The sequence below is a fragment of the Ramlibacter sp. genome (genome assembly GCF_028291745.1).
Lineage (GTDB): Bacteria > Pseudomonadota > Gammaproteobacteria > Burkholderiales > Burkholderiaceae_C > Ramlibacter.
In genome coordinates, this window is the sequence record NZ_JAQGNQ010000010.1 from 26,802 (window position 1) to 53,563 (window position 26,762).

The 26,762-nt window shown below is 69.1% G+C and carries 22 protein-coding genes and 1 pseudogene; 10 read left to right on the forward strand and 13 right to left on the reverse strand.

Annotation, left to right across the window (positions count from 1 at the left end; translation table 11 throughout):
* Positions 1-46: 46 nt before the first annotated feature.
* The 3 genes from JWP60_RS01470 to JWP60_RS01480 all read right to left on the reverse strand — a co-directional run bounded on the left by JWP60_RS01470 (position 47) and on the right by JWP60_RS01480 (position 4,698).
* The gene (locus JWP60_RS01470) at positions 47-2,740 is read right to left on the reverse strand and encodes a bifunctional acetate--CoA ligase family protein/GNAT family N-acetyltransferase (RefSeq protein ID WP_299785673.1); all 2,694 of its coding nucleotides are present in this window, start codon (positions 2,738-2,740) and stop codon (positions 47-49) included.
* Positions 2,741-2,891: 151 nt separating this feature from the next.
* On the reverse strand, positions 2,892-3,092 hold the full coding sequence (locus tag JWP60_RS01475) for a DUF2892 domain-containing protein (RefSeq protein WP_299785675.1): 201 nt from the start codon (positions 3,090-3,092) through the stop codon (positions 2,892-2,894).
* A gap of 151 nt (positions 3,093-3,243) precedes the next feature.
* A complete protein-coding gene (locus JWP60_RS01480) occupies positions 3,244-4,698 on the reverse strand; it encodes a PAS domain S-box protein (protein ID WP_299785677.1) in 1,455 nt (484 codons plus the stop codon).
* Positions 4,699-4,965: 267 nt separating this feature from the next.
* Here JWP60_RS01480 and JWP60_RS01485 point away from each other — a divergent pair, with 267 nt between their 5' ends.
* The 3 genes from JWP60_RS01485 (at position 4,966) to JWP60_RS01495 (ending at position 10,525) form a co-directional block, all read left to right on the forward strand.
* Positions 4,966-6,717 (forward strand): AarF/UbiB family protein, encoded by a 1,752-nt coding sequence (locus JWP60_RS01485; RefSeq protein ID WP_299785679.1) that lies wholly within the window; start codon positions 4,966-4,968, stop codon positions 6,715-6,717.
* Positions 6,718-6,902: 185 nt separating this feature from the next.
* Complete coding sequence (locus JWP60_RS01490; protein WP_299785681.1) at positions 6,903-8,117, forward strand: nitronate monooxygenase family protein; 1,215 nt, start codon at positions 6,903-6,905, stop codon at positions 8,115-8,117.
* Entirely contained in the window at positions 8,114-10,525 is a 2,412-nt protein-coding gene (locus tag JWP60_RS01495) for an adenosylcobalamin-dependent ribonucleoside-diphosphate reductase (protein ID WP_299785683.1), read from the forward strand. The genes JWP60_RS01490 and JWP60_RS01495 overlap by 4 nt, the downstream gene beginning before the upstream one ends.
* Before the next feature lie 88 nt (positions 10,526-10,613).
* Here the strand turns inward: JWP60_RS01495 and JWP60_RS01500 are convergent, their stop codons facing one another.
* The 8 genes from JWP60_RS01500 to ccmA form a co-directional block, all read right to left on the reverse strand.
* Positions 10,614-11,891, reverse strand: a complete 1,278-nt coding sequence (locus JWP60_RS01500; RefSeq protein WP_299785685.1) for an acyl-CoA dehydrogenase family protein — start codon at positions 11,889-11,891, stop codon at positions 10,614-10,616.
* Between the two features lie 13 nt (positions 11,892-11,904).
* Complete coding sequence (gene hemN / locus JWP60_RS01505; protein ID WP_299785688.1) at positions 11,905-13,296, reverse strand: oxygen-independent coproporphyrinogen III oxidase; 1,392 nt, start codon at positions 13,294-13,296, stop codon at positions 11,905-11,907.
* Positions 13,297-13,510: 214 nt separating this feature from the next.
* A complete protein-coding gene (locus JWP60_RS01510) occupies positions 13,511-14,041 on the reverse strand; it encodes a DsbE family thiol:disulfide interchange protein (RefSeq protein WP_299785690.1) in 531 nt (176 codons plus the stop codon).
* Positions 14,038-14,481: a cytochrome c maturation protein CcmE gene (gene ccmE / locus JWP60_RS01515; protein ID WP_299785692.1), complete on the reverse strand. Its 444-nt coding sequence runs from the start codon at positions 14,479-14,481 to the stop codon at positions 14,038-14,040. The genes JWP60_RS01510 and ccmE overlap by 4 nt, the downstream gene beginning before the upstream one ends.
* The gene (gene ccmD / locus JWP60_RS01520) at positions 14,478-14,669 is read right to left on the reverse strand and encodes a heme exporter protein CcmD (RefSeq protein ID WP_299785694.1); all 192 of its coding nucleotides are present in this window, start codon (positions 14,667-14,669) and stop codon (positions 14,478-14,480) included. Before ccmD ends, ccmE begins: the two co-directional genes overlap by 4 nt.
* Complete coding sequence (gene ccmC / locus JWP60_RS01525; protein ID WP_299785696.1) at positions 14,666-15,415, reverse strand: heme ABC transporter permease CcmC; 750 nt, start codon at positions 15,413-15,415, stop codon at positions 14,666-14,668. Before ccmC ends, ccmD begins: the two co-directional genes overlap by 4 nt.
* Positions 15,412-16,068, reverse strand: a complete 657-nt coding sequence (gene ccmB / locus JWP60_RS01530; protein ID WP_299785698.1) for a heme exporter protein CcmB — start codon at positions 16,066-16,068, stop codon at positions 15,412-15,414. Before ccmB ends, ccmC begins: the two co-directional genes overlap by 4 nt.
* A 5-nt stretch (positions 16,069-16,073) precedes the next feature.
* Positions 16,074-16,673 (reverse strand): cytochrome c biogenesis heme-transporting ATPase CcmA, encoded by a 600-nt coding sequence (gene ccmA, locus JWP60_RS01535; protein WP_299785700.1) that lies wholly within the window; start codon positions 16,671-16,673, stop codon positions 16,074-16,076.
* Positions 16,674-17,025: 352 nt separating this feature from the next.
* Here ccmA and JWP60_RS01540 point away from each other — a divergent pair.
* A pseudogene (locus tag JWP60_RS01540) lies at positions 17,026-17,259 on the forward strand (c-type cytochrome); the annotation flags it as partial.
* A 179-nt stretch (positions 17,260-17,438) separates the two neighbouring features.
* On the opposite strand, the gene JWP60_RS01545 reads toward JWP60_RS01540, so the two are convergent.
* Positions 17,439-18,584 (reverse strand): c-type cytochrome, encoded by a 1,146-nt coding sequence (locus JWP60_RS01545; protein ID WP_299785702.1) that lies wholly within the window; start codon positions 18,582-18,584, stop codon positions 17,439-17,441.
* Positions 18,562-19,710, reverse strand: coding sequence for a c-type cytochrome (locus JWP60_RS01550; RefSeq protein WP_299785703.1), 1,149 nt, complete (start codon positions 19,708-19,710; stop codon positions 18,562-18,564). Before JWP60_RS01550 ends, JWP60_RS01545 begins: the two co-directional genes overlap by 23 nt.
* A 134-nt stretch (positions 19,711-19,844) precedes the next feature.
* Here JWP60_RS01550 and JWP60_RS01555 point away from each other — a divergent pair, with 134 nt between their 5' ends.
* The 6 genes from JWP60_RS01555 (at position 19,845) to JWP60_RS01580 (ending at position 26,753) form a co-directional block, all read left to right on the forward strand.
* Positions 19,845-21,017: a 6-bladed beta-propeller gene (locus JWP60_RS01555; protein WP_299785705.1), complete on the forward strand. Its 1,173-nt coding sequence runs from the start codon at positions 19,845-19,847 to the stop codon at positions 21,015-21,017.
* Between the two features lie 202 nt (positions 21,018-21,219).
* A complete protein-coding gene (locus JWP60_RS01560) occupies positions 21,220-22,068 on the forward strand; it encodes a cytochrome c3 family protein (protein ID WP_299785707.1) in 849 nt (282 codons plus the stop codon).
* Positions 22,069-22,171: 103 nt separating this feature from the next.
* Positions 22,172-23,224, forward strand: coding sequence for a peptidylprolyl isomerase (locus JWP60_RS01565; RefSeq protein ID WP_299785709.1), 1,053 nt, complete (start codon positions 22,172-22,174; stop codon positions 23,222-23,224).
* A 29-nt stretch (positions 23,225-23,253) separates the two neighbouring features.
* Positions 23,254-25,143: a hypothetical protein gene (locus JWP60_RS01570; RefSeq protein WP_299785711.1), complete on the forward strand. Its 1,890-nt coding sequence runs from the start codon at positions 23,254-23,256 to the stop codon at positions 25,141-25,143.
* Between the two features lie 30 nt (positions 25,144-25,173).
* Positions 25,174-25,608, forward strand: a complete 435-nt coding sequence (locus JWP60_RS01575; RefSeq protein ID WP_299785713.1) for a c(7)-type cytochrome triheme domain-containing protein — start codon at positions 25,174-25,176, stop codon at positions 25,606-25,608.
* Complete coding sequence (locus tag JWP60_RS01580; protein WP_299785715.1) at positions 25,605-26,753, forward strand: c(7)-type cytochrome triheme domain-containing protein; 1,149 nt, start codon at positions 25,605-25,607, stop codon at positions 26,751-26,753. Before JWP60_RS01575 ends, JWP60_RS01580 begins: the two co-directional genes overlap by 4 nt.
* Positions 26,754-26,762 lie beyond the last annotated feature (9 nt).

A 26,762-nucleotide genomic window follows, 5' to 3' on the forward strand; every position in this document is an offset into this window, starting at 1 on the left:
AATGGCGCAATGTAGCCAGGCCACGGTAGTCCCGGCTTGACCGCGATCAGGCACGCGATGCACGGCTGCCCACGCGCTCGGGAGCGCAGAGTCCGAGCCGGAATGCCAGAACGCCGTCAGGCGCGGTCCGCACCGTGAAGCCGCTGCCGCGGGCCAGCGCGGCCATCGCCACGTTCTCCTGCAGGCACTGGCCCACGACTTGCGCGGTGCCTCGCGCGCGCAAGTAGGCCAGCAGCTTGGCCATGAGCAAATCCCCGAGCCCGCGGTGCTGCCAGTCCGATGCGATCTGGATCGCGAATTCGGCCTCGACGTTGTCCGGGTCGCACACCGCGCGCACCTCGCCCGCGATGCGCCCCGCGTCCAGCGCAATGAAAGTCATGTCGCGCTCATAGTCGATCTGGCAATAGCGGGCCAGTTCGGAAAGCGGCACCTCGCGCCGCGACAGGAAAAAGCGCAGCCGCATGTCGGCCGGGGTGCATTCGGCATAAAAGGCGGCGAGCCTGGCTCCGTCTTCCGGTCGGATCGGCCGCACCGGGAGTTCGCGGCCGCCGACTTGCAGGCGCTCTTCCAGCTCCGACGGGTACGGCCGCAGCGCCAGCCGGCTTTCTTCATTGGCCGCCGGCCGGCGCAACCGGATGCGGGCATCGAGCGCGATCACCCCGTCCGGGTCCGCCAGCAGCGGATTGATGTCCAGTTCAGCGATCGCAGGCAGTTCGGCCGCCATCCGCGAAACCCGCAGCACCGCGTCCAGCAGCGCGGGCTGGTTCACGCCCGGCTGGTCGCGGTAGCCGGCAAGCAGCTGCGCGACCCGGGTGCGGCCGACCAGCTCGCGAGCGAGCAAGGCATTCAGCGGCGGCAGGTCCACGGCGGTGTCCTTGCGCAACTCCACGGCCGTTCCTCCGGCGCCGAAGACGACGACGGGGCCGAACAAGGGGTCCGTCGCGATCCCGAGAATCAGTTCATGCGCATGCTGTCGGTGGACCATGGGCTGCACCGTGAAGCCCAGGACGTGCGGATGGGGCCGGGCGCGAGCCACGCCTTGGCGCATCAGGACCGCGGCAGTGCGCAGCGCGTCCCCGTTGGCTAGGTTCAGGGCCACGCCGCCGGCATCGGACTTGTGCACGATCTCCGGCGCGACGATCTTCAACGCCACCGGGTAGCCAAGTTTTGCCGCAGTGCTGGCCGCCTCCTCCCCATCGCGTACCTTCACCGTCGGGACCGTCGGAATTCCGTAGGCCTCGAGCACCGCCATGGTCTGTGCCGCGTCCAGCCATTCGCGACCGGAGGCCAGGGCCTCCTCCAGAATGTCGGTCGCGCAGGCGCGGTCCGGGCGGATGTCATTCGGCTGCGCATCGGGCAGTTGCAGCAGCGCGGCCTGGTTGCGGTGATAGTGAACAAGCTGCATCCAGGCGTCGACGCCACGCTCCGGTGTCGCATAGCAGGCCTGCCCGGCTCCCGCGAAGGCCTGCCGGGCCGGTTCGACGGTCGCCCCGCCCAACCAGCAGCTCAGCACGGGCTTGCCCGCATCCTGCACGAGCGGCAGGCAGGTCGACGCGATCTGCGGCGCCGGCACGATGGCCGTGGGTGCGTGCATGAACAGGACGCCATCGACCTCCGGCGCGGCCAGGAGCACACGCAAGGCGTCGCGGTAGCGCTCCACCGGCGCGTCGCCGACGATGTCCACCGGATTGCCATGCGACCAGCTTGCCGGCAGGCAGCCATCGAGTGCCCCCAGGGTTGCGGCCGAAAGCACGGCCAGCTGTCCCTGGCCGAACGCGAGTGCGTCCGCGGCCAGCACACCGGCGCCGCCGCCGTTGGTGAGGATCGCGAGCCGCTCGCCGACCCACTTGCGCGGACGCGAAAGCGTCTGGGCCGCGTCGAACAGGCCGTCGAGCGTGTCCACGCGCAGCATCCCGGCGCGCCGCACCGCCGCGTCGAACACCTGGTCCGAACCGGCCAGCGCGCCGGTGTGCGAAGCGGCCGCCCGTGCGCCGTCCGGCGCCCGCCCCGCCTTCACCAGGATCACGGGCTTGTTGCGCGCCGCGGCGCGCGCTGCCGACATGAACTTGCGCGCGTGCTTCACGGATTCCATGTACATGAGGATGGCGCGCGTGCCCGGATCGCTGGCCAGGTAGTCGAGCACGTCCCCGAAGTCCACGTCGGCGCTGTCGCCGAGGGAGATGAAATGCGAGAAGCCGATGCCCTGGCCGTTGGCCCAGTCCAGCATCGCGGTCGCCAGCGCTCCGGATTGTGTGACGAAGGCCAGCTGGCCGGGGGCGGCGTTCCCCGGCGCGAAGCTGGCATTCAGGCATGCCGCGGGGACCAGTTCGCCGATGCAGTTGGGTCCCAGGATGCGCAGGAGGTAGGGCCGCGCGGCGTCCAGCATCTGCTGCTCGAAGGTGGGGCCATCTTCCGCCGCGCGCTGCTTCAGTCCGGCGGTCACCACGACGGCGGCGCGGGTGCCCTTCCTCCCGAGCGCGGCGATCAGTTCCGGCACCGCAGCGGCGGGCGTGCAGATCACGGCGAGGTCCGGAGCCGCGGGCAGCGACGCGACCTCGGGCCAGACTTCAATGCCGTCGATTTCACCGCGCTGGCGATCCACGGCCCACAACGCACCCTGGAAGCCGCCCTTGCGCAGGTTGCGCAGGACGATGGCCCCGACGTTGCCCGGGCGGGAAGCTACGCCCAGCACGGCGACGGAGCGGGGCGCGAAAAGACGATCGAGATTGCGGATGCTCATTGCGCGTTCCTGTCAGCGGTGGATGGGTCGTCCGACAGCCTAGGCTTCGAGGCGACGCGCGACTTGCGCCAGATCAAGCAGCGCGTGGATTTCGCTCGCCAGCATTTCGCGGTGGGCCGCCCGGTTCTTCCGGCTTGCGCTGTACCGGCCGTCAGCGACGGTTTTCCGCCGCGGGACAGGTCTTGAACCCGAGAAAGCCGTACAGCGGGCAGTACCTGAAAACCCCGGTGAGGAACGGCACGACTCCGATGTAACCCCAGGGTCCGATCGAGCCCACGCTCGCCAGGAAGAGGAGGGCCGCGCCGACGGCAATGCGCAGCACGAGATCGAGGAGGCCGACGTTCGGTGTCATGGTGGTTCCCTTGGTTGCAGCAGCGACAGCAAGAAACGCAACATAAGACGTGCGCTGCCCTGGGGGTTTGCGCCGCATCAACTGCGTGCGGAACACCGCGCAAGGACTCGGCCTCAGCGCATTCCGAGCAGCACTCGATGCTTGATCCTGCTCAAATCGCCGCGGCGTCTGGCTGCTCGCCCAGCGGGATCCGGGCTTCCACGCGCGTGCCCTTGCCGGGCTCGCTGGCGATCGCGACCGATCCCCGAAGCAGCCGCGCGCGTTCGCGCAGCCCCACCAGCCCCAGCGACTGCGGCTTGCGTGGGTCCGCCGGGCGGAAGCCGATGCCGTCGTCCTCCACGCTCATCACGACACCCTCCGCGGTCCTGGCCAGCTGCACGCGTACCGTGCGCGCTTGCGCGTGCTTCGCCACATTCACCAGCGACTCCTGCACCATGCGGAACAGCGCCGTCGCATACGGCTCCTGGAGATCCAGGGTTTCGTCCATCGCCAGCTCGCAGGGGATCTGGTGACGCTGCGTGAAACTGCCCGTCAGCCACTCCAGTGCGGGGGCCAGCCCCAGGTCGTCCAGCACCAGCGGCCGCAAGTCGGCCGCGATCCTGCGCGTGGAACCGACTGCCTGGTCCAGCAGCCCCAGCATGTCCGTCAGCTTCGCGGCTGCCGCATTCGGGTCGCCGAGGTTGGCGCGTACCCAGTTCGCGTCCATCTTCAGGGCCGTCAGGGATTGGGCCAGTTCATCGTGCAGCTCCCGTGCGATGCGGGACTTTTCCTGTTCGCGGATGCCGCTCGCCTCGGCAGCGAAGGCCGCCAGTTCCTCCTGCGCTCGCACCCGTTCGGTCACGTCGCGCAGGATCACCGTGAACAGCTTGCCCTCGGGGGTGAGCAACTGCGAGATCGAGGCGTCGATCGGGAACTCCTCGCCGTTGGCGCGCAGTCCCATCAGGACAGTGCGATCCCCCATCCTGCGCGAGGTGACGCCGGTGGCGCCAAACCGCGCGACGTGGGACTTGTGCCCGGTGCGCAGACGCTTGGGCATCAGCATCTCCATGGAGCGGCCCATCACCTGCAGCGCCGGCCAGCCGAAGATGCGCTCGGCCGCCCGGTTGTAGAGGATGATCTTCTGCGACTCGTCGATGGTGACGATCCCGTCCATGGCGGAGTCGAGGAGGCCGGAGAGGCGCGCCGCCAGCCGTCCCTGCTCCTGTTCGCTCTCGGCGCGCTCGGTGACGTCACGCAGGATCACGGTGAACAGCTTGCCTTGCGGTGTATCGAGCTGCGAGATCGAGGCGTCCACCGGAAACTCTTCGCCGTTGCTGCGCAGCCCATGCACCACCGAGCTGCCGCTCATGCGGCGCGACGTGCTGCCGGTGGCGCCGAAGCGGCGCAGGTGCTGGCCGTGTCCGTCGCGATGGCGTTCGGGAAGCAGCTTGGACAAGGCGGCACCCCGCATCTCAGCGGCCGGCCAGCCGAAGATTCGTTCGGCCGCGCGGTTGTACAGCACGATGCGCTGCGCCTCGTCCACGGTGATGATGGCGTCCATGGCCGAATCCAGCAGGCCGGCCAGCCAGGCCGCCGTGTTCGAATCCGGCAACTCAAAAGCACCCATGCCCATCCTCCGCGCTTGCCTCCTTCTACGCCTGCGCCCGTTCGGACGCAATCCGCCCGGCAAAACATCCACCGTTCACGGCCAAAACGCCAGAGGAAATCAGGGCACGCGCCCGCGACCACGGACACGGACACGGCGCAATGACCTGCCATCCAGTTGACACCCATCAACTGGCGGTGGACCCGGGAGCGCGTAAGGTATGGTCCGTGAGCCAGGAGAACTCCATGTACGAAAGCATCCACCCCGAAGACAGGAGCGGCCGTATCCATGCTGTGGCAAGCACTCGCCAGCGTTCGTGACCTGGGCCGCCTGTACGACATCGCGTCGGTGCTGATCGGCTATGGCTTTGGCGACGCAGTGCGCCGCATCGGCCTGGCAGCGGCTCTGGAACATGCAGGGCGAGCACTGCATTGGCAGGATGCGCAGGAGTACGCACATCTTGCGCCGCCGGCGCGCGTGCGCCGGGCCATGGAAGATCTGGGCCCCACGTTCGTCAAGCTGGGGCAGGTGCTGGCGACCCGCGTAGACCTGCTCGAGCCGGAATGGATCGCCGAATTCAGCCGGCTGCACGACAACTCGCTTCCGGCGCCCTACGAGTCGGTGCGTGAGCAATTGACGGAGGACCTCGGCGCGCCGCCGCAGGACTTCTTTGCGCAGTTCGATCCGAGTCCCGTCGCCACGGGATCGCTTGCTCAGGTTTACGGTGCCACGCTTCGGGACGGCACGGAAGTGATCGTCAAGGTGAGGCGGCCGGGCATCCGGCCGGTGGTGGAGGCCGACCTCCGCCTGCTGGCGCGTCTTGCGCTGCTCGCGGATACGGAGAACAGCGCGCTGCGAGATTTCAAGCCGCAGCAGGTGGTGCGCGAATTCGCGCAGTCACTGCGCCGGGAACTTGACTTCGCCGCGGAGGCGCGCAATGCACGTCGCATGGCCGAGAACTTTGCCGGCTACTGCGACGCCGACTCTGCGCCGCCGCAGACGGACGTGAACGGCCTGGCAGTGCCGGCGCTGCCGGTCATCGTCATACCGGCGGTGTACTGGGAAAGCGAGCGGGTCTGCGTGCAGGACAGGGTGCAGGGAATCCCCGGCACCCGTCTTTCGTCCGTCGATGAGGCAGGACTGGACCGTCGGGTGCTCGCAAGACGCGGCGCGCGCGCGGTACTGAAGATGATCATTCGCGACGGATTCTTCCACGCCGATCCGCACCCGGGCAACGTGTTCTACCTGCCAGGCAATCGCATTGCCTTCGTCGATTTCGGAATGGTGGGCCGGCTGACGGACGAACGACGTGAGCAGCTGATGCGGCTGCTGACCGGGCTCGTGAAACAACAATCCGCCGCCGCCGCCGACGTGCTGCTGGAATGGGCGGGAACTCGCGCCACCGATCACGCAAGGCTGATCATGGACATCGAGAACTTCGTTGCCCAGTACCGCGCGGTTCCCCTGCGGGAACTGCGCGTGGGCGAGATGATGAACGACTTGGTGCGGATGCTGCGCGAGCACCACCTGAGCCTGCCGGCCGATCTTGCACTGCTGATCAAGGCCTTGATCACGCTGGAGGGCATGGGCCGCGAACTGGACCCCGCGTTCGACATGGCCGGCGAGGCACAGCCGGTGCTCGAAAGCGCCATTCGGGAGCACTACGCACCACACGTCATGCTCCAGAGGGCTTGGCGCTCCCTGCGTGAGATGCTGCCGCTGCTCTCGGGCCTGCCGCAGGACCTGTCGGCTTTGCTGCGGGCACTCCGGCGCGGCAGGCTGGAGATCCAGATCGACGTGCAGCACCTCAGGAGGGTCGGCAACCAGCTCGATCGAGCAGCGAACCGCCTGGCGATCGGCGTCGTGGTCGCCGCCCTGATCGTCGGGTCGTCCATCGTCATGACAGTGCCAGGTGGCCCCAGCTTCCTCGGCCTGCCCTTCTTCGGCCTTCTGGGCTTCCTCGGCGCGGTGGCGGGCAGCGTCTGGCTGCTGGTGTCGATCGCGAGAAGCAGTCGCGACGATCGCGCCGCAGGCGAGTAGCTTCGCCGCGCATTGCATGGCGCTGGCAACAGCTGCCAAAGCGTCGATGCCCTTGCCGTCCAGCCAGACCTGGTCGGCACGCTCCAGGAAGAGATTCATGTCCTTGACGCGCCGCAAGGAGATTTCCTTGCGCCTGGTTAACCTCGATCCCGGGTCCGGTCCTTGCCGGGCGTACGTGGAAGACTATGGACACATCCCTTGCGACTGACCTGGCCAGCGGCTGCGGCCTTGCCCTGTGGAACTTCCGCGGCCGCACGCTGTTGCCCGTGGTGCAGGGTGGCATGGGCGTGGGCGTCTCCGCCGGCCGGCTGGCCGGCACGGTGGCTTCGTTCGACGCGGTCGGCACGATCTCCTCGGTGGACCTGCGGCGCCTTCACCCGGACCTCATGGAGCGCACCAGCCATCTCGCAGGGGCCGATGCGAAGCTGCTGATCGACGCCGCCAACCGGGAAGCACTGGACCGGGAAATCCGGCGCGCCCGTGAGCTGTCGCAGGGCCATGGACTCATCGCGGTCAACGTCATGAAGGCGGTGGAGCAGTACCAGACCTATGTGCGGCAGGCCCTGGAAAGCGGTGCCGATGCGCTGGCGGTCGGCGCCGGCTTGCCGCTGGACCTGCCGGACCTGGCGCGCGATTTTCCGCACGTCGCGCTGATTCCGATTCTCTCGGACGCGCGCGGCGTGCAACTGCTGGTGCGCAAGTGGGAGAAGAAGGGCCGGTTGCCGGACGCGATCGTGATCGAGCATCCGGGGCTGGCGGGTGGGCACCTCGGCGCGGCGAAGATCGAGGATCTGCACGACCGGCGATTCGACTTCGACGTGGTGCTGCCGGCGGTGGCGGCCTTCTTCCGGCAGGCCGGCCTCGAAGGCCGGATTGCGCTGATTGCGGCGGGAGGCATCTCGACGCATGAGGACATCCGGCGGCTGCAGGACCTGGGCGCGTCCGCCGTGCAACTGGGCACCGCTTTCGCGGTGACCCGGGAGAGCGACGCGAGCCTGGCGTTCAAACAGGTGCTGGCCGGCGCCACGCCGCAGGATCTCGTGGAATTCACCAGCGTGGCCGGCCTGCCCGCCAGGGCAGTGCGTACGCCCTGGCTGGACAAGTACCTGCGCCTGCAGGACAGGATGCAGGAAGCGGCGCACGCCAAGGAGCATTGCACCATGTGGTTCGACTGCCTGGCCCACTGCGGGCTGCGCGATGGCAATGGCAGCTGGGGCCAGTTCTGCATCGACAAGGTGCTTGGCCATGCCCTCACGGGCGACCTGCGCAAGGGCCTGTTCTTCCGGGGTGCCGGCCGCCTGCCTTTCGGCAGCCAGATTCGTCCGGTCAAGGACCTGCTGGAATGGCTGGTCGCCAACCGCGTGCCCGCCGATTTGCAGCTCGAGGAACAGCAAGCATGAAGCGCGACTTCCCTGCGGACCTGCCGGCGCTCGCCACGCAGCCGATCAGCCACGACGTCCTGCGCGAAAAGTACCTGAAGCCCGGCGAGGCGAACGAGGCCGACCTCCTGCGCCGCGTGGCCCGGGCGCTGGCGAGCGTCGAGGCCGAGCCGCTGCGCCTCGCGTGGGAGGCGCGCTTTCTCGCCAACCTGCAGGCGGGCGCGATCGGCGCCGGCCGGATCATGAGCGCCGCGGGCACCGAGCTGCAGGCGACGCTGATCAACTGTTTTGTGCAGCCGGTGGGTGACGCGATCCAGGGGCGGGACGACGATGGCTTTCCGGGCATCTACGAAGCGCTGCGCGAAGCGGCGGAGACCATGCGCCGCGGTGGCGGCGTCGGCTACGACTTCTCGCGCATCAGGCCGCGCGGCGCGCAGGTACGCGCCACCGCCTCGCTCGCGTCCGGGCCCTGCAGCTACATGGACGTGTTCGATCGCTCCTGCAGCACGGTCGAAAGCGCCGGCGCCCGCCGAGGCGCGCAGATGGGCGTGCTGCGCATCGATCACCCCGACGTGCTGGAGTTCATCACCGCCAAGCGCGAGCCCGGCAGGTGGAACAACTTCAACGTATCCGTCGCAGTGACGGACGAGTTCATCCGCGCCATGCAATCCGGCGGCGATTGGCAGCTGGTGCACAAGGCAACGCCAGGCGCGGCACTGCTCGCGCAAGGCGCGCACCAGCGCGATGCCGGCCTCTGGGTGTACCGCACCCTCCCCGCCCAGGAACTGTGGGACACAGTGATGAAGTCCACCTACGACTTCGCCGAACCGGGCGTCCTGTTCGTGGACAACATCAACCGCGACAACAACCTGCGGTATTGCGAGACGATCACAGCCACCAACCCCTGCGCCGAGGAACCCCTGCCTCCGTACGGCTGCTGTGACCTGGGACCGGTCATCCTGACGCGGTTCGTGCAGCACCCTTTCGGCTTCGGCGGACCACCGGGGTTCGACTTCGAGGGATTCTCCAGGGCGGTGGCGGTGCAGGTCCGGGCGCTCGACAACGTCCTCGACCTCACCTGGTGGCCCCTGCCGCAGCAGCAGGCGGAGTCGCAGTCCAAGCGCCGCATCGGCGTCGGGTTCACCGGACTGGGCAATGCGCTGGCCATGCTGAAGGTCCGTTACGACACCCCGGCCGGCTGCGAGACCGCGGCGCAGATCGCCCGCACGATGCGCGACGCGGCCTATGCCGCGTCGGTGGAACTGGCGAAGGAGAAAGGAGCGTTCGCCCTGTTCGATGCCGGCCGCTACCTGGAAGCCGGCACCTTCGCCAGCCGCCTGGACGAACCACTCCAACAGGCGATCCGCCAGCACGGTATCCGCAACAGCCACCTGCTGTCGATCGCCCCGACCGGCACGGTCAGCCTGGCCTTCGCCGACAACGCGTCGAACGGCATCGAGCCGCCGTTCTCGTGGACCTACCGCCGCAAGAAGCGCGAGTCCGACGGCAGCACGTCCGAGTACCAGGTGGAGGATCATGCGTGGCGGCTGTACCGGGCGCTGGGCGGCGATGTGCAGCAGCTGCCGCCGTACTTCGTTTCCGCGCTCGAAATGCCGGCCTCCGATCACCTGGCGATGATGGCAGCGGTGCAGCCTTTCATCGACACCGCGATCTCCAAGACGGTGAACGTGCCGGCGGAGTATCCCTACGCCGACTTCCAGGGCCTGTACCTGCAAGCCTGGCGAGCCGGACTGAAGGGCCTGGCCACCTACCGGCCGAACGATATTCTCGGCGCCGTGCTGACGGTGGCGCCGGAGCCGGAGCCGGCGAGCCTGGCCGAGCCGGCTGGGCAGCGCCGGACCGCGGACCCCATGCGGACCATGATCGCCAGCCGGCCCAAGGGGCAGCTGCCCGCCACGGTGGAGAAGGTCGAATACTGGACGCAGTCCGGACGACAGACGCTCTACATCGTCGTGTCCTTCCTGCCGGTGGAGGACGGCCGTGAGCGTGCGATCGAGTTCTTCATGCCCGTCGGCCAGAGCGGCGAATCCCAGCAGTGGATCACTTCGAGCATGCGGCTGCTGTCGCTGGCCGCGCGCGGCGGCTTTCTCGAGCGCGCACTCGCGGACATGCGCAAGGTCGCCTGGGATCGCGGAGCGGTACGCCTGGGAAGCCATGCCAGGGCGGATGGCGCTGCCGTGCCGCTGTGGCACGACTCCGAGGTGGCGGCGATCGCCTACGCGATCCAGAACATCATCGCGCGCCGGCAGGGCGAGCCGGTCGCCACGCTGGCGACTGCGCCTGTATCCGCCCTCGCCGGCGTGGCAATGGCGGGCAGCAAGTGCCCGGAGTGCGGCGGTCACGCCATGATCCGCAAGGATGGCTGTGACTTCTGCACGGCGTGCGGCCATGTCGGCGCCTGCGGTTGACGCACTCGCCTGACACGGCGTTTCGCGGCGGATCCGGCGCAGGCGACCATGCACCACGCCGCTGACCGGGTCCGCAGGCGATGGAGTGCTAGCGGATCCGCACCGGGGCTTCGAGTTGTTGCGGGGTGGTGAAGTAGTCCGTCCACTTGCCCCGCTGCTGCGCCGCCCGCCGCAGCTCTCCCCGCGCGACGCTGCGCAGGTGCACCTCGTCCGGTCCGTCCATGATGCGCAACGCGCGGCCCCAGGCAAACAGCGATGCGAGCGGCGTGTCCGGCGACAAGCCCATGGCGCCGAAGATCTGGATCGCGCGGTCAACCACCCGCGTCTGCAGGCGTGCCGCGACCACCTTGATCGCCGCGATGCTCTCGCGCAAGCCGGCGCCCGGCACCGGCTGGTCCAGCGCCCAGGCCGTGCGCAGCACCAGCAAGCGCGCCTGGTCGATCTCCAGGCGCGACTCCGCAATCCACTCCTGCACGTTCGCCTGCTGCGCCAGCGGCTTGCCGAAGGCTCGCCGCTCCAGGGCCCGGTCGCAGGCGAGCGCCAGCGCCAGCTCGCATTGGCCGATGGTGCGCATGCAGTGATGCACGCGGCCCGGGCCGAGCCTGGCCTGCGCCAGGGCGAAGCCGTCACACCCGGCGCCCACCAGATTGGCCATCGGCACCGCCACCTGGCGGAACACCAGCTCGCAATGGCCTTCCGGGGCCGCATGCTGCAGCACGGGTATGTTGCGCACCACCTCCACGCCCGGGGTGTCCATCGGCACCAGCACCAGACTGTGCGAACGATGCGCCTCGCTCCCGGTCGCGGCGGCATCCCGGCAGACGACGACCAGCAGCCGGCAATCCGGATGCGCCGCACCCGTGACGAACCACTTGCGGCCGCTCACCACCAGCTGATCGCCTTGGCGCCGCACCTGGGCCTGCAGTGCCGTCGGATCGGACGACGCGACGTCCGGCTCGGACATCGCGAACGCGGATCGGATGCGCCCTGCCAGCAAGGGCGCGAGCCAGCGCTCCTGCTGCATCGGCGAGCCGTGCCGCAACAGCAGTTCCATGTTGCCGCTGTCCGGCGCGTTGCAGTTGAAGACCTCGGCCGACCAGGGCAGTCGGCCCATCGCTTCGGCCAGGGGTGCGTAGTCCAGGTTGTCCAGGCGCGTGCCGGGCGCGTCGACCGGCAGCGTGGGGAGGCACAGATTCCACAGCCCCTCGTCGCGCGCGAGCGCCTGCAACTCACCGACGAAAGCTGCGTGCCGGCCGGCTGCGGCCTCGCGGTGCCAGGCGGCATTGTGCGGCAGCACGAAGCGATCGAGGAAAGTCTCGAGCCGGCCCAGCCACTCACGCGCCCGCGGCGAAGGCTCGAAGTCCATGCGGTCCGATCGTTCAGAGAATCCGGGAAAAGCGTGCGCGGCTGCGATCAGCCTGCAGATAACGGTCGAACACCATCGCGACGGCCCGCACGAAAAACCAGCCCTCGTCCGTCACCTGCACGCCGGCCGCGTCGATGGATACGAGCCCCTGTTCCTGCAGCTGCTGCAAGTGCTCCAGCTCCGGCGCGAACGCGCTCCTGAAGTCCAGCAGCCACGCAGTCTCGATCGCCTCGAAGACCACTTCGCCCTGGCACATCAGCGCCATGATCACCGCACGCCGCGCGAGATCGTCGCGCGTCAGCGAAAGGCCACGCACCACGGGGAGCCGCCCCTGGTCCAGGTGATTGCAGTATTCCTCCATGGTCTTCGCGTTCTGGCTGTAGGTCGAGCCGACGCGGCCGATGGCGGACACCCCCAGCCCGATCAGGTCGCAGTCCGGCTGGGTGCTGTAGCCCTGGAAGTTGCGGTGCAGCCGGCCCTGGCGCTTGGCCACCGCCAAGGGGTCACCCGGCAAGGCAAAGTGGTCCATGCCCACGTACACGTAGCCGCAGGCCTGGAACGCAGCCAGCGCCTGCCCGAGCATGCTGACCTTGTCCGCGGCCCCGGGCAATTCGGCCGGGACGATGCGACGTTGCGGCTTGAAGCGCTCCGGCAGGTGCGCGTACGCGTACAGGGCGATCCGGTCCGGCCGCAACTGCGACACCTGCGCCACGGTGTGGGCGAACGACTCGGGTGTCTGCCGCGGCAGGCCGTAGATGAGGTCTACATTGATGGATTCGAAGCCCACGCTCCTGGCCTGCGCCACCAGCGCGAAAACCTGTTCGGCGGGCTGGATCCGGTGTACCGCCTTCTGCACCTGCGGGTCGAAATCCTGGACGCCGAAACTGACCCGGTTGAATCCGAGGTCGGCCAGGGCCTGCAGCCGGATGCCGTCCACGGTCCTGGGGTCGATCTCGATCGAGCATTCGGCGCCGGGCGCGATGGCAAAGCTGCGACGCAGCATCGCCATGAGCTGCGCCAGCTCCGCGTCCGACAGGAAGGTGGGCGTCCCGCCACCCAGGTGCACCTGGGAGACGGCCTGGCCAGTGCCGAGCACGGCCGCGTGCAACTCCACTTCCAGCTGCAGGTAGCGCAGGTAGGCCTGGCCGCGCTCATGGTGCCGGGTGATGATCTTGTTGCAGGCGCAGTAGTAGCACAGGGATTCGCAGAAGGGGACGTGCACGTACAGCGACAGCGGCCTGGACGAGGCCGCCGGGCCGTCGCGGCGCTGCGCCAGCGCCTGTTCGTACTGCGGCGCCGCGAAGGCGTCCACGAAGCGGTCGGCGGTGGGATACGAGGTGTAGCGTGGGCCCGCCATGTCGAAGCGGCGCAGCAGCTCGGGGGAGATCGTGGTGGTAGCGCTCATGCGGAAGTACTTTGCGCTGCGACCGCCCTCGCCCGCTTGATCTGCGTCATGGCGCGGGAGCGCCCGCTCGCCACAATTTGACCCGTGGCACATCCCGTTCGCATCCAGGTCGCCTGCTCCAACTGCGAGCTGCGGGAGCTGTGCATGCCCGTCCACGCCGGCGAAGAAGACTTCGCCGGGCCCGGCGGCAAGGGCGGGCTGTCGGGCCACGCGTTCAATCCTTCTTCAACTGCGCAATCAAGGGGAGGATCTCGTCTTGCAACGCTTCGGGCGTGATCGGCCCGATCTGCTTGTGCCGGATGCGGCCGGCCTTGTCGATGATGAAGGTCTCGGGCACGCCGTAGACGCCGTAGTCGATGCCCACCCGGCCATCGAGGTCCAGCGCCGACAGCATGTAGGGGTTGCCGTGCTGCTGCAGGAAGGGCACGGCATCCTCGCGCTGGTCCTTGTAGTCCAGGCCGACCAGCGGGATCGCATTGGAACGCGCGATCTCCACCAGCAGCGGATGCTCCACGCGGCACGCGGTGCACCACGAGGCCCAGACGTTGAGCATCCAGACCTGGCCCTTCATGTCCGCGGGCGAGAAGGTCTGGTCCGGCGCATGCACCTGCGCAATCCGGAACGCAGGCGCCAGCTTGTCGATCATGGTGGACGGCAGCTTGCGCGGGTCGTGCGTGAGGCCGATGCCCAGGAAGACGGCCAGCACCAGGAACGCCAGCAGCGGGATCAGGAACTTGATCTTCATTTCAGGCTGCCCCCGCCCTGGTGCTTCCTGGCCTCGTCGAGCGCGTGCTGCGCCGGCGGCGGCATGTAGTTCTCGTCGTGCTTGGCGAGCACCTCCGAGGCGGTGAAGCCGCCGCCGGCTTCCAGCCTGCCCTGCACCACCGCACCCTTGCCTTCCTTGAACAGGTCCGGCAGCAGGCCCGTGTAGGCCACCGGCACTTCCCTGGCCAGGTCGGTGATCACGAAGTGCACGGTGAGGTCGTCGCGCCGCAGCGACCCTTGCTTGACCATGCCGCCGATGCGGAACGCGCGGCCTTCGGGCGCCTTGCCAGCGGCCACTTCGCTGGGTGTCACGTACAGCGCGATGTTGCTGTTCAACGCGTTCAGCACCAGCGCCGACGCCGTGCCCAGGGCCAGCAGGCCGGCGGCGATGACCGCGCCGCGCTTGTGCCAGTTCTTCATGCCGGTCCCGCGTCCAGGCGCTGGGCCCGCGCGCGCAGCCGCAGGTTGCGCACGACCGATTCCGTGCGGCGCTTCAGCAGCACCTGTTCGGCCGCCAGCGCTACTGCGCAGACGCCGACGCTGCCCCACACGTAGAGCGCGTAGCCGCCCATGTGGATGAATTCAGAGAGCGAGTTCCAGTTGTTCATGCGGCGGCCTCCGGCAGATGCAGCACCCAGTCCGTATGCGCCTCGCGCTCGAGGATGATGGCGCGCAGCCGGGTGAGTGCCGCGGCGATCGAATACATCCAGAAGCACAGCGCCATCAGCAGCATGCCTGCCAGCATGGCGTGTGCCATCGACGGGGACCGGGTCAGCGAGACCGACGATCCCTGGTGCAGCGTGTTCCACCATTGCACCGAGAAGTAGATGATCGGCACGTTCACCAGGCCGACCAGGGCGAGCACGGCGGCGGCCCGATCGGCACGGCGCGCCTCGTCGGTGGCCGCATGCAGCGCCATGAATCCGAGGTACAGGAACAGCAGGATCAGCTCGGAGGTCAGGCGCGCGTCCCACACCCACCAGGTCCCCCACGTCGGCTTGCCCCAGAGCGCACCGGTCCACAGCGACAGGAAGGCCATCAGCGCGCCGGTGGGCGCCAGCGACAGCGCCACCATCGACGACAGCCGCGTATTGAAGGCCATGCCCACCGCCGCCCACGCGGCCATCACGACGTAGATGAACATCGACATCCACGAGGCCGGCACGTGCAGGAAGATGATGCGGTAGCCCTCGCCCTGCGTTGCGTCGGTCGGCGCGATCATGAAGCCCACGTACAGGCCGGTCAGCCCGAACAGCGCGGCCAGCAGCCAGAACCAGGGAACCAGCTTCCCGGCGACGGGATAGAAGCTCACCGGACTCGAGAGGCGGAAGCAGTTGATCAATGGATGATTCATTCGAGTGAGATCCTCAGGGCCGCCGTGGTCGCCCACGGCGCAAAGAACAGGGACAGCGCAAGAAGCGCGCCGAGCAGCGAGAGATGCCCGCCGGCGCCCTGCCCCGACAACTGCGCCGGCACGGCGCCCGCGCCGAAGATCAGCGTCGGGATGTAGAGCGGCAGCACCAGCAGGCTCAGCAGAGCGCCGCCACCGCGCACGCCCAGTGTCAGCGCCGCGCCGATCGCGCCGATCAGGGACAGCACCGGCGTTCCGATCAGGAGCCCGAGCGTCAGCACCAGCAGGGACTGCGCGTCGAGGCCGAACTGCAGTCCGAGCACCGGCGCCAGCAGTACCACCGGCAGGCCCGAGACCAGCCAGTGGGCGGCGATCTTGCCGGCCACCAGCAGCGGCAGCGGCGCGCTCGCAAGCACCATTTGTTCGAGCGTGCCGTCGGCGTGGTCGGCGGCGAAGATGCGCTGCAGTCCCAGCATGGTGGCGAGCAGCGCGCCCACCCACAACACGCCCGGGCCGATCTTGCGCAGCAGCGCCGGCTCGGGGCCGATGCCTAGCGGAAACAGGCTGCTGACGATCAGGAAGAAGAACAGCGCGGTCAGCACCTCCGCCTTGCGGCGCATGGCCAGCAGCAGGTCGCGTTTGATGACGCTGATCATCGCGTTCACAGCTCCACGACCTGACCGGCGGGCAGCGAAATCGCCTGGTGGCTGGTCAGCACCGCCAGGCCGCCCTGCCGCACGTGGTTCGCGACCAGGTTCGACAGGTGCTCCACCGCCTTCGTGTCGAGCGCAGTGAAGGGCTCGTCCAGGATCCAGAGCCTGGCCGCACGCGTGACGGTGCGTGCCAGCAGCACGCGACGCTTCTGGCCAGCGGAGAGATGGCGCACCGGCAGGTCTTCGCGCCCGGCGAGGCCGAAGCGTGCGAGCGCGTCGCCAGCCTGTTCACCCGCCAGCTCGACGCCGTCGAGGCTGGCGGCGAAGCACAGGTTCTCGCGCGCGGTGAGGTCTTCCTTCACCGCGGCGTGGTGACCGAGATAGATCAATTCCCGGCGGAAGTCCTCCGTGCCCACACGCTCGCCGTTCCAGCGCACGTCGCCCGCCTCCGGCTTCGCCAGCCCGGCCAGCAGGCGCAGCAGGCTCGTCTTGCCCGAGCCGTTGGCGCCGCGCACGTGGGCCCAGCTGCCGGCTTCGACTGCGAAGTCGAGCCCCGCAAAGAGCGGGCGCGTGCCGCGCACGCAGGTCAGGCCATGGACAGTGAGCATGCGCGATACGACGCAAGCGCCATGCCGTCCTCGCATCGCTTCCCGCGCACGCGCAGCGGCCCCGCACCTTCCCAAAGGCAGGAAAAGCAGTGCCGGGATTCCTTGGGGCGAGACGGGAAGGCTTGCGTGCGGCACGCCTGGCGTGAGCGTGGCACGCCGCATCCTTGACCGGCATCAAGCTTTCGGCCACGCGCCGCGGCGTGAGCCCGGCCGCGGATCTTCCGGCATGGCGCTTGCACTTTCACCGTCGGTGTTTTCACCCCCACAAGGAGAAAGTCAGATGAAGAGCATTGCAGCGGGCCTCGTGGCCCTTGCGACGATGGGCCTGGCCGCGACGGCATTCGCTGCCGACGGCAAGGCCGTTTACGAACAAACCTGCGCGATGTGCCATGCGGCCGGCGTGGCCAATGCGCCGAAACTCGGCGACAAGGCGGCCTGGGCACCGCGCGTGGCGACCGGCAAGCCCGCCCTGGTGGCCTCGGTCACCGGCGGCAAGGGCGCGATGCCACCCAAGGGCGGCAACGCCGCGCTGAGCGCGGACGACCTGAGCGCCGCGGTGGACTTCCTGATGGCCGCGGCGAAGTAGGCAACACGCGTACCCGTGCAAGCAGCCCCTTCGAGGGCTGCTTTTCTTTTGCGGAGGAATGCGGGGGAATAGCCAAAGGAGGCAAAGGGTGCAAAAGGAAAATCAAACGTCATTGGATTTTTTTGCGTCCTTTGCGAATCCTTCGCGCCCTTTGCGTTCGGATGTCCGCCTTCTGCCCGCTACTGCCCCGACGCGATCCCCGGCACCGGATGGAACGCGCGCGAGATGTACGCCGCCACCGCCTCGATATCCGACGCCGGCATCACGCTTTTCCACGCCGGCATCGACGTGCCCGGCAGGCCCTCGCCGATGGCGCGCAGGATGCGCTCGCCGGTCATCCCCTTCATCTCCACCGCGCTGGTCAGGTCGCGCGGATGCGGCTCGAGGAAGCTGCCGATCCAGCCCTTGGACGTGCCGTCGCCCGCATGGCAGAAAGCGCAGTTCTTCTGGAACAGACGCTCACCCCGCAGCTCCTGCGCCGTCGCGGCCACCAGCACGGGCGGCGTGTCGTGCACGACGTAGTTGGCGGCCAGCTGCGCCTCGGGCCGGGTGGGCGAGCGCACCGGCACGCTGCCATCCGGCGCGGAGAAGGTGTGCGTCGCCGGCCGCACCGGATGCGCCGCGCCCTCGGGCGCCGAGCGCGGCACGTTTTGGTGGCAGCTGGTGCAGTACGCATCGCGCGGGAAGCTCACCGGCCGCGACTCCCAGACCTTGCCGGGATCGTTCACCTTGCCGTGGTCGTGGCAGGTGATGCAGGTGCTGCGGAACAGGCGCATGCCTTTCCGCTGGTCCGGCGTGAGCTGCTCCCACGGCGTGTCGATGGCGAGCTCGCCGCGCGCGAACGGGAAGGCCACGGCGTTGCGCTCGTGGTCGGGCCAGCCGTTTTCCTTGCTGTGATAGCGCGTGTTCCCAGCCTGCTTGTCCATGAACTCGTCGCGCACGAAATCGGCGACCGCCGCCATCTCGGCCTCCGAGAGGATGCCGGTGAAGCCCTTCATCGCGGTGCCGGACTTGCCGTTGCGGATGGCAGCGATCATGGCCGCGCGCGACAGGTCCTGCGCCCGCGTGGCGCGGAAGTCGCGCGGCTTCGGGTCGAGGTAGCTGGTGGCCAGCGTCTTCGCGTCGCCCGAGTAGCCGTGGCAGAAGTAGCAGCGGAAGTTGTAGATCGCGCGCCCCTGCTCCACGGTGGCCGCGCTGGCGACCGGGGTCGCCGCGCGTGGCGCGCGTTCACCGCAGGCGGCCAGCAGCGCCATGCCGGCCACGACGAAGGCGGCGGCGGCGTGCCGCAGCCAGCCGGCCGCCCTACTGCCGGTTCCTCGCGACATCGCTTGCCCCCGGCTGGATGAAGGCACGGAACACGTACTCCGAGACGTTGGCGATTTCCTGCGGCGACAGCACCTTGTCCCAGGCAGGCATCTCGGAGCCGCGCCGCCCCGCCGAGGTGGCCGCGAAGATCACCGGCCGGTTCAGCATCGCGCGCGACGCGTCGCTCGTGAAGACCCGCGGCTTCGGGTTGATGAAGTACGCGCGTGGCCCGTGGCCGTCGCCCTTGAGCCCGTGGCAGGTGGCGCAGTTGGCGTCGTAGAACTTGTGGCCGGCGGCAGCGTCCCCGCGCAGGCCGGCGGGCAAGGGCAGCGAGACGTCGGCCTGGGTCGCCGGCGCCGCGGCGGGTGCCCTGGGGCTGGCGGGCACGGCGGCCGCAAGCTGCGGCGCGGGGGCCGCCGCTGCATGGGCCGGCAGGTCGCGCGCATGGCTGCCCGGGATCCCTTGTATGCCGTCGGACCGCATGATCGCGCCGCGGATGTAATCGACCACCGCCGCCATGTCTTCGCCGCTCAGGCGGCTGGCATAGCCTTGCATGGCGGTGCCCGGGCGGCCGGCGGCGACGGCGGCCAGCATGCGTTCGCGGGTGAGTTCGAGTTTCGCCTGTGGCGAGGAGAAATCGCGCGGCGCCGGCTTCAGGTTGGCGCTGGCCCACATCGAGCCGGTGCCGCCGTCGCCGTGGCAGACCGAGCACACGCGCGCATAGATCTGGCGGCCGCGGCTGTCGTCGTTGACGCTGGGCCGCATGAAGGTGCCGCGCACGTAGTCGACCACCTGGCCGACCTGCTCGTCGCTCAATTGCGTGTGCCAGCCGACCATCGCGCTGCCCGGCACGCCGTTCCCGACCGCGGCGAGCATGCGTTCGCGCGTCAGCTCCTGCGCAGACTGCGGGCTGGTGAAGTCGCGCGGCGGCGGCTTCAGGCTGGCGGACGCGCGGCTGTTGCCGTCGCCGGCATCGCCGTGGCACACCGAGCAGTAGTTGTGATAGAGCGCCGCCGGGGTCTGCTGCGCGGCGTCCGGGCCGCGGTTCCCCGCCAGCGCCGGGCGGGCGGCGGCGAAGGCCAGCAGGAACACGGCGGCAGTCATCCAGAGGCGGGCGGGACGCAGCGAACGCGAGCTTCTGAACATGTCCACTCCCATGAGATAGCGGCTGGCCTGCAACTTCGATGCCACCTGATCCGCGGGTGGCACGACGCTTGCGTTTTCGCCCTCCGACCAACGGCCGGCAGGTGCCGGCACCCCAACCCGGAGACACCCCACACATGACCTCCCGATTCTCGAATCCGAGCCGCCGCTGCGCGCTTGTGGGAATGGCCGGAGTGCTGCTGGCAGCCTGTGCCGAGGCACCCAAGGTCTCATCCGCGAAGCCGGCAGAGATCCCCGCCTTTCCGCCGCCGCCGGAAGCCGCCCGCGTCTACTGGGAGCGCAGCATTCGCAGCAGCGCCGACGTGGTGGCTGACGACAAGGACGGCACACTGCGCCGCATGGTCACCGGCGAGGGCCGCACCGGCCAGGCGCTGGACAAGCCTTATGGCATCGCGGCGCGTAATGGCAAGGTCTACGTCGGTGACACCGTCGCCCGCAACGTCGCCGTCTATGACCTGAACGCAAAGACCTTCACGCGCATCGGCGCCGACGATCCCGGCTCGCTGCGCATGCCCTTCGGCCTGGACCTCGACGACCGCGGCAACCTGTACGTGGTCGACGGCACGCTCAAGCGGGTGCACGTGTACGACGCCAGCGGCAAGTTTGTCCGCGCGATCGGCCAGGACATGCAATGGAGCCGGCCCGTGGGCGTGGCGATCGACAACGCGCGCAAGCGTCTGTACGTCGTGGACGCGGGCGGCGTGGACAAGCCGGACCACAAGGTGCGCGTGCTGGACCTCGACTCCGGCAAGCTGCTGTTCGAGATCGGCAGGCGCGGCGACGGCCCGGGCGAATTCAACCTGCCGCGCGATGTGGCCGTGGGCGCCGGCGGGCAGCTGTACGTGGTGGACGGCGGCAACTTCCGCGTGCAGGTGTTCGATGTCGACGGCAAGTTCGTGAGGACCTTTGGCGCCATCGGCCGGCAGAGCGGCCAGTTCTCGCGCCCGAAGGAAATCGCCAGCGACGCTGTCGGCAACCTGTACGTGGTCGACACGGCCTTCGGCAACTTCCAGATCTTCAATCCCGCCGGCCAGCTGTTGCTGGACGTGGGCAGCCGCGGCGCCAGCGACGGCCCGGCGAAGTTCATGCTGCCCTCGGGAATCGCAGTGGACAGTGACGGCCGCATCTACATGGCCGACCAGTTCTTCCGCAAGGTGGAGGTGTTCCGGCCGGCCGACCTGCCCGCGTCCGCCCGCTACGGCCAGCCCGCGGCCACTGCCGCAGTGACCCCCGCGCTGGTGCCGACGCCTGGCCAGCCCGCCGCCGCCGCGCCCTTGACGGCGCGCTGAGCGCTGCGTGCCTGCTTCCGGGAAAGGGCGAGGCGCCGATTCCTGGATGCGGGAAGCCCCCTTCGACCCCTTTGACGTGGATCAATTGTGGAGGTCCTTTCGGGCGCAAATCACGGCTTTCGGGCTTGGCACGCAAGATGCGACTTGCCCCGTGATGGTTGCGGGAAGGTCCGCTGCCTCACAACTTTCCAAGGAGATGGACATGGGCTGGAAGCAAGGGGCCGCGCAGGCGAAGGCCGCAAGGGGAGTCGGAACACTGCTGATGGCCCTGGCCGTCGCCGTGATCGGAATGACGATGTACATGCCGGCGCACGCGCAGATCGCCAGCACCAGGCACAACCTGGGGGCCAGCGGCACCGGGATCAACAAGTTCAGCGGCACCACCGAGATCTGCGTGTTCTGCCACACGCCGCACGGAGCGGACACCAGCGCCGCGGTGCCGCTCTGGAACCGCACGCTGCCGAACCCGAACACCTTCACCACCTATGACAGCCTGGGCACTTCCACGCTGGACGGCAAGGTGGCGCCGGTCGGCTCCGTTTCCATTGCCTGCCTCTCGTGCCATGACGGCGTGACGTCGATGAGCGCGGTGATCAACCAGCCGGGCTCCGGTCTCGTCACCGACTTCAACACCGGCACCTGGTCCGGCGCCAACCAGATCGGCGGCGTGCTCAAGGACGGCCTGATCACCAAGATCGGCCAGGACCTGCGCAATGACCACCCGATCGGCATCCAGTACGGCGGTGGCGGCCTGAGCACCACGGCCAGGACCGGCACGCTGAGGGACGGCGACTTCAAGATGCCGGCCAACGCCGAGATCAACGGCACCACCGTGTGGTGGGTCGACACCGAAGCGACCCCCAACGGCACGCGCCAGAAGACCGACATGCTGCTGTACACGCGCGCCGCCGTCGCGGGCTACGTCGGCCAGACCGATCCGGAGCCCTTCGTCGAGTGCGCGAGCTGCCATGACCCGCACACCAGCAACACCACCTTCCTGCGCATCAAGAACGATGGCAGCGCCGTGTGCCTGTCCTGCCACGTGAAGTAAAGCAAGTCGTGCCGGATGCGTCCGGCACATGTCTTGCACTCAGTGCAATACCACGGGGCCTGATGGCCCCTTTTCTTTTTCACCGAGGCGAAAGAGCATGTCCATGAAGACCCTTCCCTTCACCCGCGCCGCGCTGGCCACCTGCATGGCGCTCGCCACGCTGCCGATCGGCGCGGCCGCTGCCACCGCCGCGCCGGTCGCGGCGCAAGCCCCGGCACCGGCGTCCGCACGCTCGAATGCCGCGCCGTTCGCCAAGGTCGGCGAGACCGTGATCACGCACCAGGATTTCGACGCCGCGTTCGCGCAGGCCGCGCGCAGCAAGTTCTATCACGGCAAGCCGCCGCAAGCCGATATCGCGAAGCTGCAGCGCGAGGTCGGCCAGAGTCTCGTGGACGACCTCCTGCTCGCCCGCGAAGCGAGGCGACGCAAGATCGCGCCCGACGCCGGCGCCGTGCACAAGGTGATCGCCGGCTACGACGAGCGCTACAAGGACAGCGCGCAATGGAAGCTCGATCGCCCGCAGGTGGTGCCCGGGCTGGTGGCGAAGCTGGAACGTGACAGCATCATCGAGCAGCTCGCGACGCAGGTGAAGGCCGTCAGCGAGCCGACGACCGCGCAGATCGAACAGTACTACCAGGCGCACAAGGACAAGTTCACCTCGCCCGAGCAGGTGCACCTGCAGATGATCCTGCTGAAGGTCGATCCCTCCTCGCCGCAGGCGCAGTGGGACGGTGCCCGGCAGGAAGCCGCGGCGATCGTCGGCCGCCTGAAAAAGGGCGCCTCCTTCGCCGAGCTCGCCAAGGTGCACTCGAGCGATCCTTCGGCCGAACGGGGCGGCGACCTGGGCTACCTCCACCAGGGCATGCTGCCCGAGCCGGCGCAGCAGGCCGTGGACCGGATGAAGCCGGGCGAGACCAGCGAGCCGGTCGCCGTGCTCGAAGGCGTGGCGGTGCTGCGCCTGCTGGAACGCAAGCTGCCCGTGCTGAACCCGCTGGCCGGCGTGCGCGATCGCGCGCGCGACCTGTACCTGCGCGGCAAGGGCGACGAGGCGTGGAACGCGCTGCTGGCAACGCTGCGCCGGGACAACCCCGTCACGCTCGACGAATCTCGCTTGTTGCCGCTGGCCAAGGCGGACGACGGCGCGGCCGCGCGCTAGGGACGAACGCCGTGAGCCGCGGGCAGTGAATGCAAACCGCCCGCCGCACCTGGCTCACCCTGCTCGCCGGTGTCGCCACCGCGGCCAGCGTGGCAGCACAGCAGCAGCAGCCGGCAGACTCCCCGCCGGCCGCCGCCCTGGCCCCGCCTGCCGACGGCGCCGACACCCCCGGCCGCGAATGGCGACTGCCGCCGGTGCGCGTGGGCGGCTCGCTCTCCTATGACCTGCGCGCCTCCCACGGCGGCCACGAAGGCAGTTCGCTGTCGCACCTGCTCACCGCCAGCCTGGCAGCGCGCACCTACATCTTCCAGCCGTGGTTCGCCACCGTCGGCGGCACGCTCAACCTGAGTAGCGACTGGACCCGGCGCAGCTTCGACGAGGGCAGCACGGCCTCGCTCAGCGAGAGCATCAAGGCCCGCGAGCAGTTCATCACCGGCACCGGGCGGCTCGACGTCTTTGCCCAAAGCCGCTTCCCGTTCGAGGCGCATGTCGAGCACAGCGACAGCCGGATCGGCAGCGGGGTGGCCTCCAGCCTCGACTTCCGCACGCAGAACATCGGATTTTCCCAGCGGTATCGCCCGCTCTCCGGCGGCTTCGACCTGACGGGCGCTTACGACCACCGCGAGCAGAGCGGCCTGGGTTTCAACGCGAAGCAGGACACCGTCAGCGGCGACTTCGGCACGCGCTGGCGCGCCAACGAGCTCAATCTCGGGGCCTCCTTCAGCCGCGCCCGCAGCATCGGCCTGGACGACGACAGCAGCTTCGCCAGCCTGGTCGCGCGCCACCAGTACGCGCCGGGCAACGCCCTGTCGGTGAACACCACCGCGAACTGGACGCGCACGCAGGAGAGCCTGGCCACGGCGCCGAGCGACCTGAAGGTGCTGCAGGTGTCCAGCGTCGGCCTGTGGCACGGCGAGGGCTCGCCGCTGACGCTGACCGGCAGCGGCCGCTACCTGTCGCTGCGCGAGGGCCTGGCCGGCACCGCGCTCGATTCCGCCGGCGCCACCCTGGGCGCCAACTACGAGCTCAATCCCAATCTGCGCCTGACCGGCAATGCCGCCGTCAGCACGACGCGCAGCGGCGGCAGCGATGCCCTCGGTTTCACCGGCTCGGTCGGCGCTGCGTACCAGGGTGACACGGTGCCGCTGGCGGGCGGGCGCTACGACTGGTTCGCGAACGGCTCGGCGGGCGCGGCGGTGAACGACGGCACGCGACTGGAGCGCGAGCGGCAGACCTCGCTGAACCTGCAGCTCGGACACAGCTTCGCGCGCAACTGGGCGCTCGGCGCGCAATCGACGCTGGGCCTGAACGCGGCGCAGACGCTGTCCTGGAACGACAACCAGAGCAACCTGCACGCCGACGGCGAGCTGGGACTCGGCTCGTCGCGCACGCTGCTGAACACGCTGGCCGGCACCTGGCAGACCGGCGGCAGCGACCGCAGTGCCTATGCCCGCGCGAGCTACAGCGACGCGACGGAGCTGGGACGGGACAACCGGTTCCAGTTGTTCAATTTCCAGCTTTCCGGAAATTTCGAACTGGACAACCGCCGCTCCCTCGGCGGCGACCTCACCTGGCAGCGCACGTCGCAGCAGATCGACAGCGTGTCCACGGGGGGCGACGTGACCCTCCCGGGCCGCAGCAGCTCGCGCGCCGCCAGCGGCGAGATCACGTACCGCCACCAGCGGCCTTTCGGCATCGCGCGGCTGCGCTTCATCTCGCGCCTGAAGCTGGCCCAGGACGTGCTGAAACAACCTGGAATCCTGCTGTCCCTTCCCGATCGTGAGACCAGGCTCTGGGAAAACCGGCTCGACTACAGCATCGGCCGGATCGAAACCCAGCTGGTGCTGCGGGTCGCCGAAGTGGATGGCAGGCGACGGGAATCCCTGATGTTCCGCGTGCAGCGCAGCTTTGGCGACTGACCGCGGCGACGACAACCAAGTGAGGGTGAGATGTCGAGATCGAGCAAGCGGATGCCCCCCGCCGCGCGCGTCGCCGCCGGCGTGGCGCTGTTCGGATGCGCGCTGTTTGCCGGCTTGCTGGCGCCGCAGGCGCACGCGGAATACGGCGACGTGGTCATCAACAACTACTCCGACCAGGCGGGCATGCGGCCGGTGGTGTTCCCGCACTGGTTCCACCGCATCCGCTACCGCTGCAAGGTGTGCCACGCAGACCTGGGCTTCAAGTTCAAGGCCGGCGGCAACGAGATCAACATGGTCAAGGTGATCGACGGCCAGTTCTGCGGCGCCTGCCACAACGGCGAGGTCGCGTGGAACATCGAGAACTGCAACATGTGCCACTCGGCCAAGCCCGGCACGCCGACCCAGGTGCACGAGAGCACGACCAACTCGCTGGTCGCGCCGGCCGCCACGGAGAAGAAGCCATGAGCGCCCGCACCGCACTGGCGGCGCTCGCGGCCGCGGCCCTGGCCTCGTTCGCACTGGCGGCCGCGGCGCAGGATCTCGCGGCCGGCAAGGGCGTCTACGAAGGCGGTTGCGTCGCCTGCCACGGCACCGGCGTGCTGGGCGCGCCCAAGGTGGGCGATGCCGCTGCCTGGAAGCCGCGCGCGGCGCAGGGACTCGCCACCCTGCTGGCCAGCGCCAGGGCCGGCAAGGGTGCGATGCCAGCCAGGGGGGCCATGCCGGGACTGACCGACGGGCAATTGCAGAATGCGATCGCCTACATGGTGTCGCAGTCCGCCGGCGTGCCGGCGGCGCCGGCCAGGCCGGCTGCGGCCCTCGCAGCCGCGAAAGCGCCTGCTTTGGCGGCTGCGCCCGCGGCCAAGGCTGCCGCCGCCGCGCCGGCCGCAGCGAGCACCGCGGGGGCGGCCAAGCCCATGGCTGCGGCTGCAGTGGCCCCCGTGCCTGCCGTGGTGGCGGCTCCTGCTGCCCCGGTGCTCACTGCTCCCAGGGCCCCTGCGGCGCCGCCAGCAGCTGCGGCGACGATGACGGCTGCCCTCCAGCCCGCCGGCGCCCAAGCCGGCGTCAACACCTTCAACCGTTTGCTGCGGCCACAACTGCGCAACCGGCCGCCGGCGGAGGACGGCATCCACGATCCCGGCAACGACGCGACGCTGGCGCTGCAGCCGCCGACCCTGGCCTTCAACGAGCTCACGCGCAGCAACGCCGGCAACCGCGTCGACTGGGTCAAGTCGCTGCACGACGGCAAGATCAATCCGCGCGCCGACCGGCTCGACCCCAAGGCGGTGCCGGCAGTGATGGACCTGAACATAGTGCGCGAGGTGAAGGGCTCCATGCCGGATGTGGTGTACCCGCACAAGCAGCACACGGAATGGCTGGACTGCTCCAACTGCCACCCGGCCATCTTCAAGCCGCAAAAGGGCGCGAACCAGATCAGCATGGCCAGCATCCTGCTCGGGCAGCAGTGCGGGGTATGCCACGGCAAGGTTGCCTTCCCGGTGTCGGAGTGCCGCCTGTGCCACTCCAGGCCCAAGGCGACCGCTACCGCGGCGGTCGTCAGCACCCCGCCGGCGGAGAGCGCGGCCGGCCAGACCCAGGCCGCTCCGCGGTGATGGCCACTC

Coding starts and splice junctions, on each gene's coding strand:
- JWP60_RS01555 (WP_299785705.1), top strand. CDS start 19,845: ATGACCTCCCGATTCTCGAATCCGAGCCGCCGCTGCGCGCTTGTGGGA.
- JWP60_RS01485 (WP_299785679.1), top strand. CDS start 4,966: ATGCTGTGGCAAGCACTCGCCAGCGTTCGTGACCTGGGCCGCCTGTAC.
- JWP60_RS01500 (WP_299785685.1), bottom strand. CDS start 11,891: ATGGACTTCGAGCCTTCGCCGCGGGCGCGTGAGTGGCTGGGCCGGCTC.
- JWP60_RS01560 (WP_299785707.1), top strand. CDS start 21,220: ATGGGCTGGAAGCAAGGGGCCGCGCAGGCGAAGGCCGCAAGGGGAGTC.
- JWP60_RS01550 (WP_299785703.1), bottom strand. CDS start 19,710: ATGTTCAGAAGCTCGCGTTCGCTGCGTCCCGCCCGCCTCTGGATGACT.
- hemN (WP_299785688.1), bottom strand. CDS start 13,296: ATGAGCGCTACCACCACGATCTCCCCCGAGCTGCTGCGCCGCTTCGAC.
- ccmD (WP_299785694.1), bottom strand. CDS start 14,669: ATGAACAACTGGAACTCGCTCTCTGAATTCATCCACATGGGCGGCTAC.
- JWP60_RS01495 (WP_299785683.1), top strand. CDS start 8,114: ATGAAGCGCGACTTCCCTGCGGACCTGCCGGCGCTCGCCACGCAGCCG.
- JWP60_RS01580 (WP_299785715.1), top strand. CDS start 25,605: ATGAGCGCCCGCACCGCACTGGCGGCGCTCGCGGCCGCGGCCCTGGCC.
- JWP60_RS01565 (WP_299785709.1), top strand. CDS start 22,172: ATGAAGACCCTTCCCTTCACCCGCGCCGCGCTGGCCACCTGCATGGCG.
- JWP60_RS01475 (WP_299785675.1), bottom strand. CDS start 3,092: ATGACACCGAACGTCGGCCTCCTCGATCTCGTGCTGCGCATTGCCGTC.
- ccmB (WP_299785698.1), bottom strand. CDS start 16,068: ATGATCAGCGTCATCAAACGCGACCTGCTGCTGGCCATGCGCCGCAAG.
- ccmE (WP_299785692.1), bottom strand. CDS start 14,481: ATGAAGAACTGGCACAAGCGCGGCGCGGTCATCGCCGCCGGCCTGCTG.
- JWP60_RS01570 (WP_299785711.1), top strand. CDS start 23,254: ATGCAAACCGCCCGCCGCACCTGGCTCACCCTGCTCGCCGGTGTCGCC.
- JWP60_RS01575 (WP_299785713.1), top strand. CDS start 25,174: ATGTCGAGATCGAGCAAGCGGATGCCCCCCGCCGCGCGCGTCGCCGCC.
- ccmA (WP_299785700.1), bottom strand. CDS start 16,673: ATGCTCACTGTCCATGGCCTGACCTGCGTGCGCGGCACGCGCCCGCTC.
- JWP60_RS01510 (WP_299785690.1), bottom strand. CDS start 14,041: ATGAAGATCAAGTTCCTGATCCCGCTGCTGGCGTTCCTGGTGCTGGCC.
- JWP60_RS01545 (WP_299785702.1), bottom strand. CDS start 18,584: ATGTCGCGAGGAACCGGCAGTAGGGCGGCCGGCTGGCTGCGGCACGCC.
- JWP60_RS01470 (WP_299785673.1), bottom strand. CDS start 2,740: ATGAGCATCCGCAATCTCGATCGTCTTTTCGCGCCCCGCTCCGTCGCC.
- JWP60_RS01480 (WP_299785677.1), bottom strand. CDS start 4,698: ATGGGTGCTTTTGAGTTGCCGGATTCGAACACGGCGGCCTGGCTGGCC.
- JWP60_RS01490 (WP_299785681.1), top strand. CDS start 6,903: ATGGACACATCCCTTGCGACTGACCTGGCCAGCGGCTGCGGCCTTGCC.
- ccmC (WP_299785696.1), bottom strand. CDS start 15,415: ATGAATCATCCATTGATCAACTGCTTCCGCCTCTCGAGTCCGGTGAGC.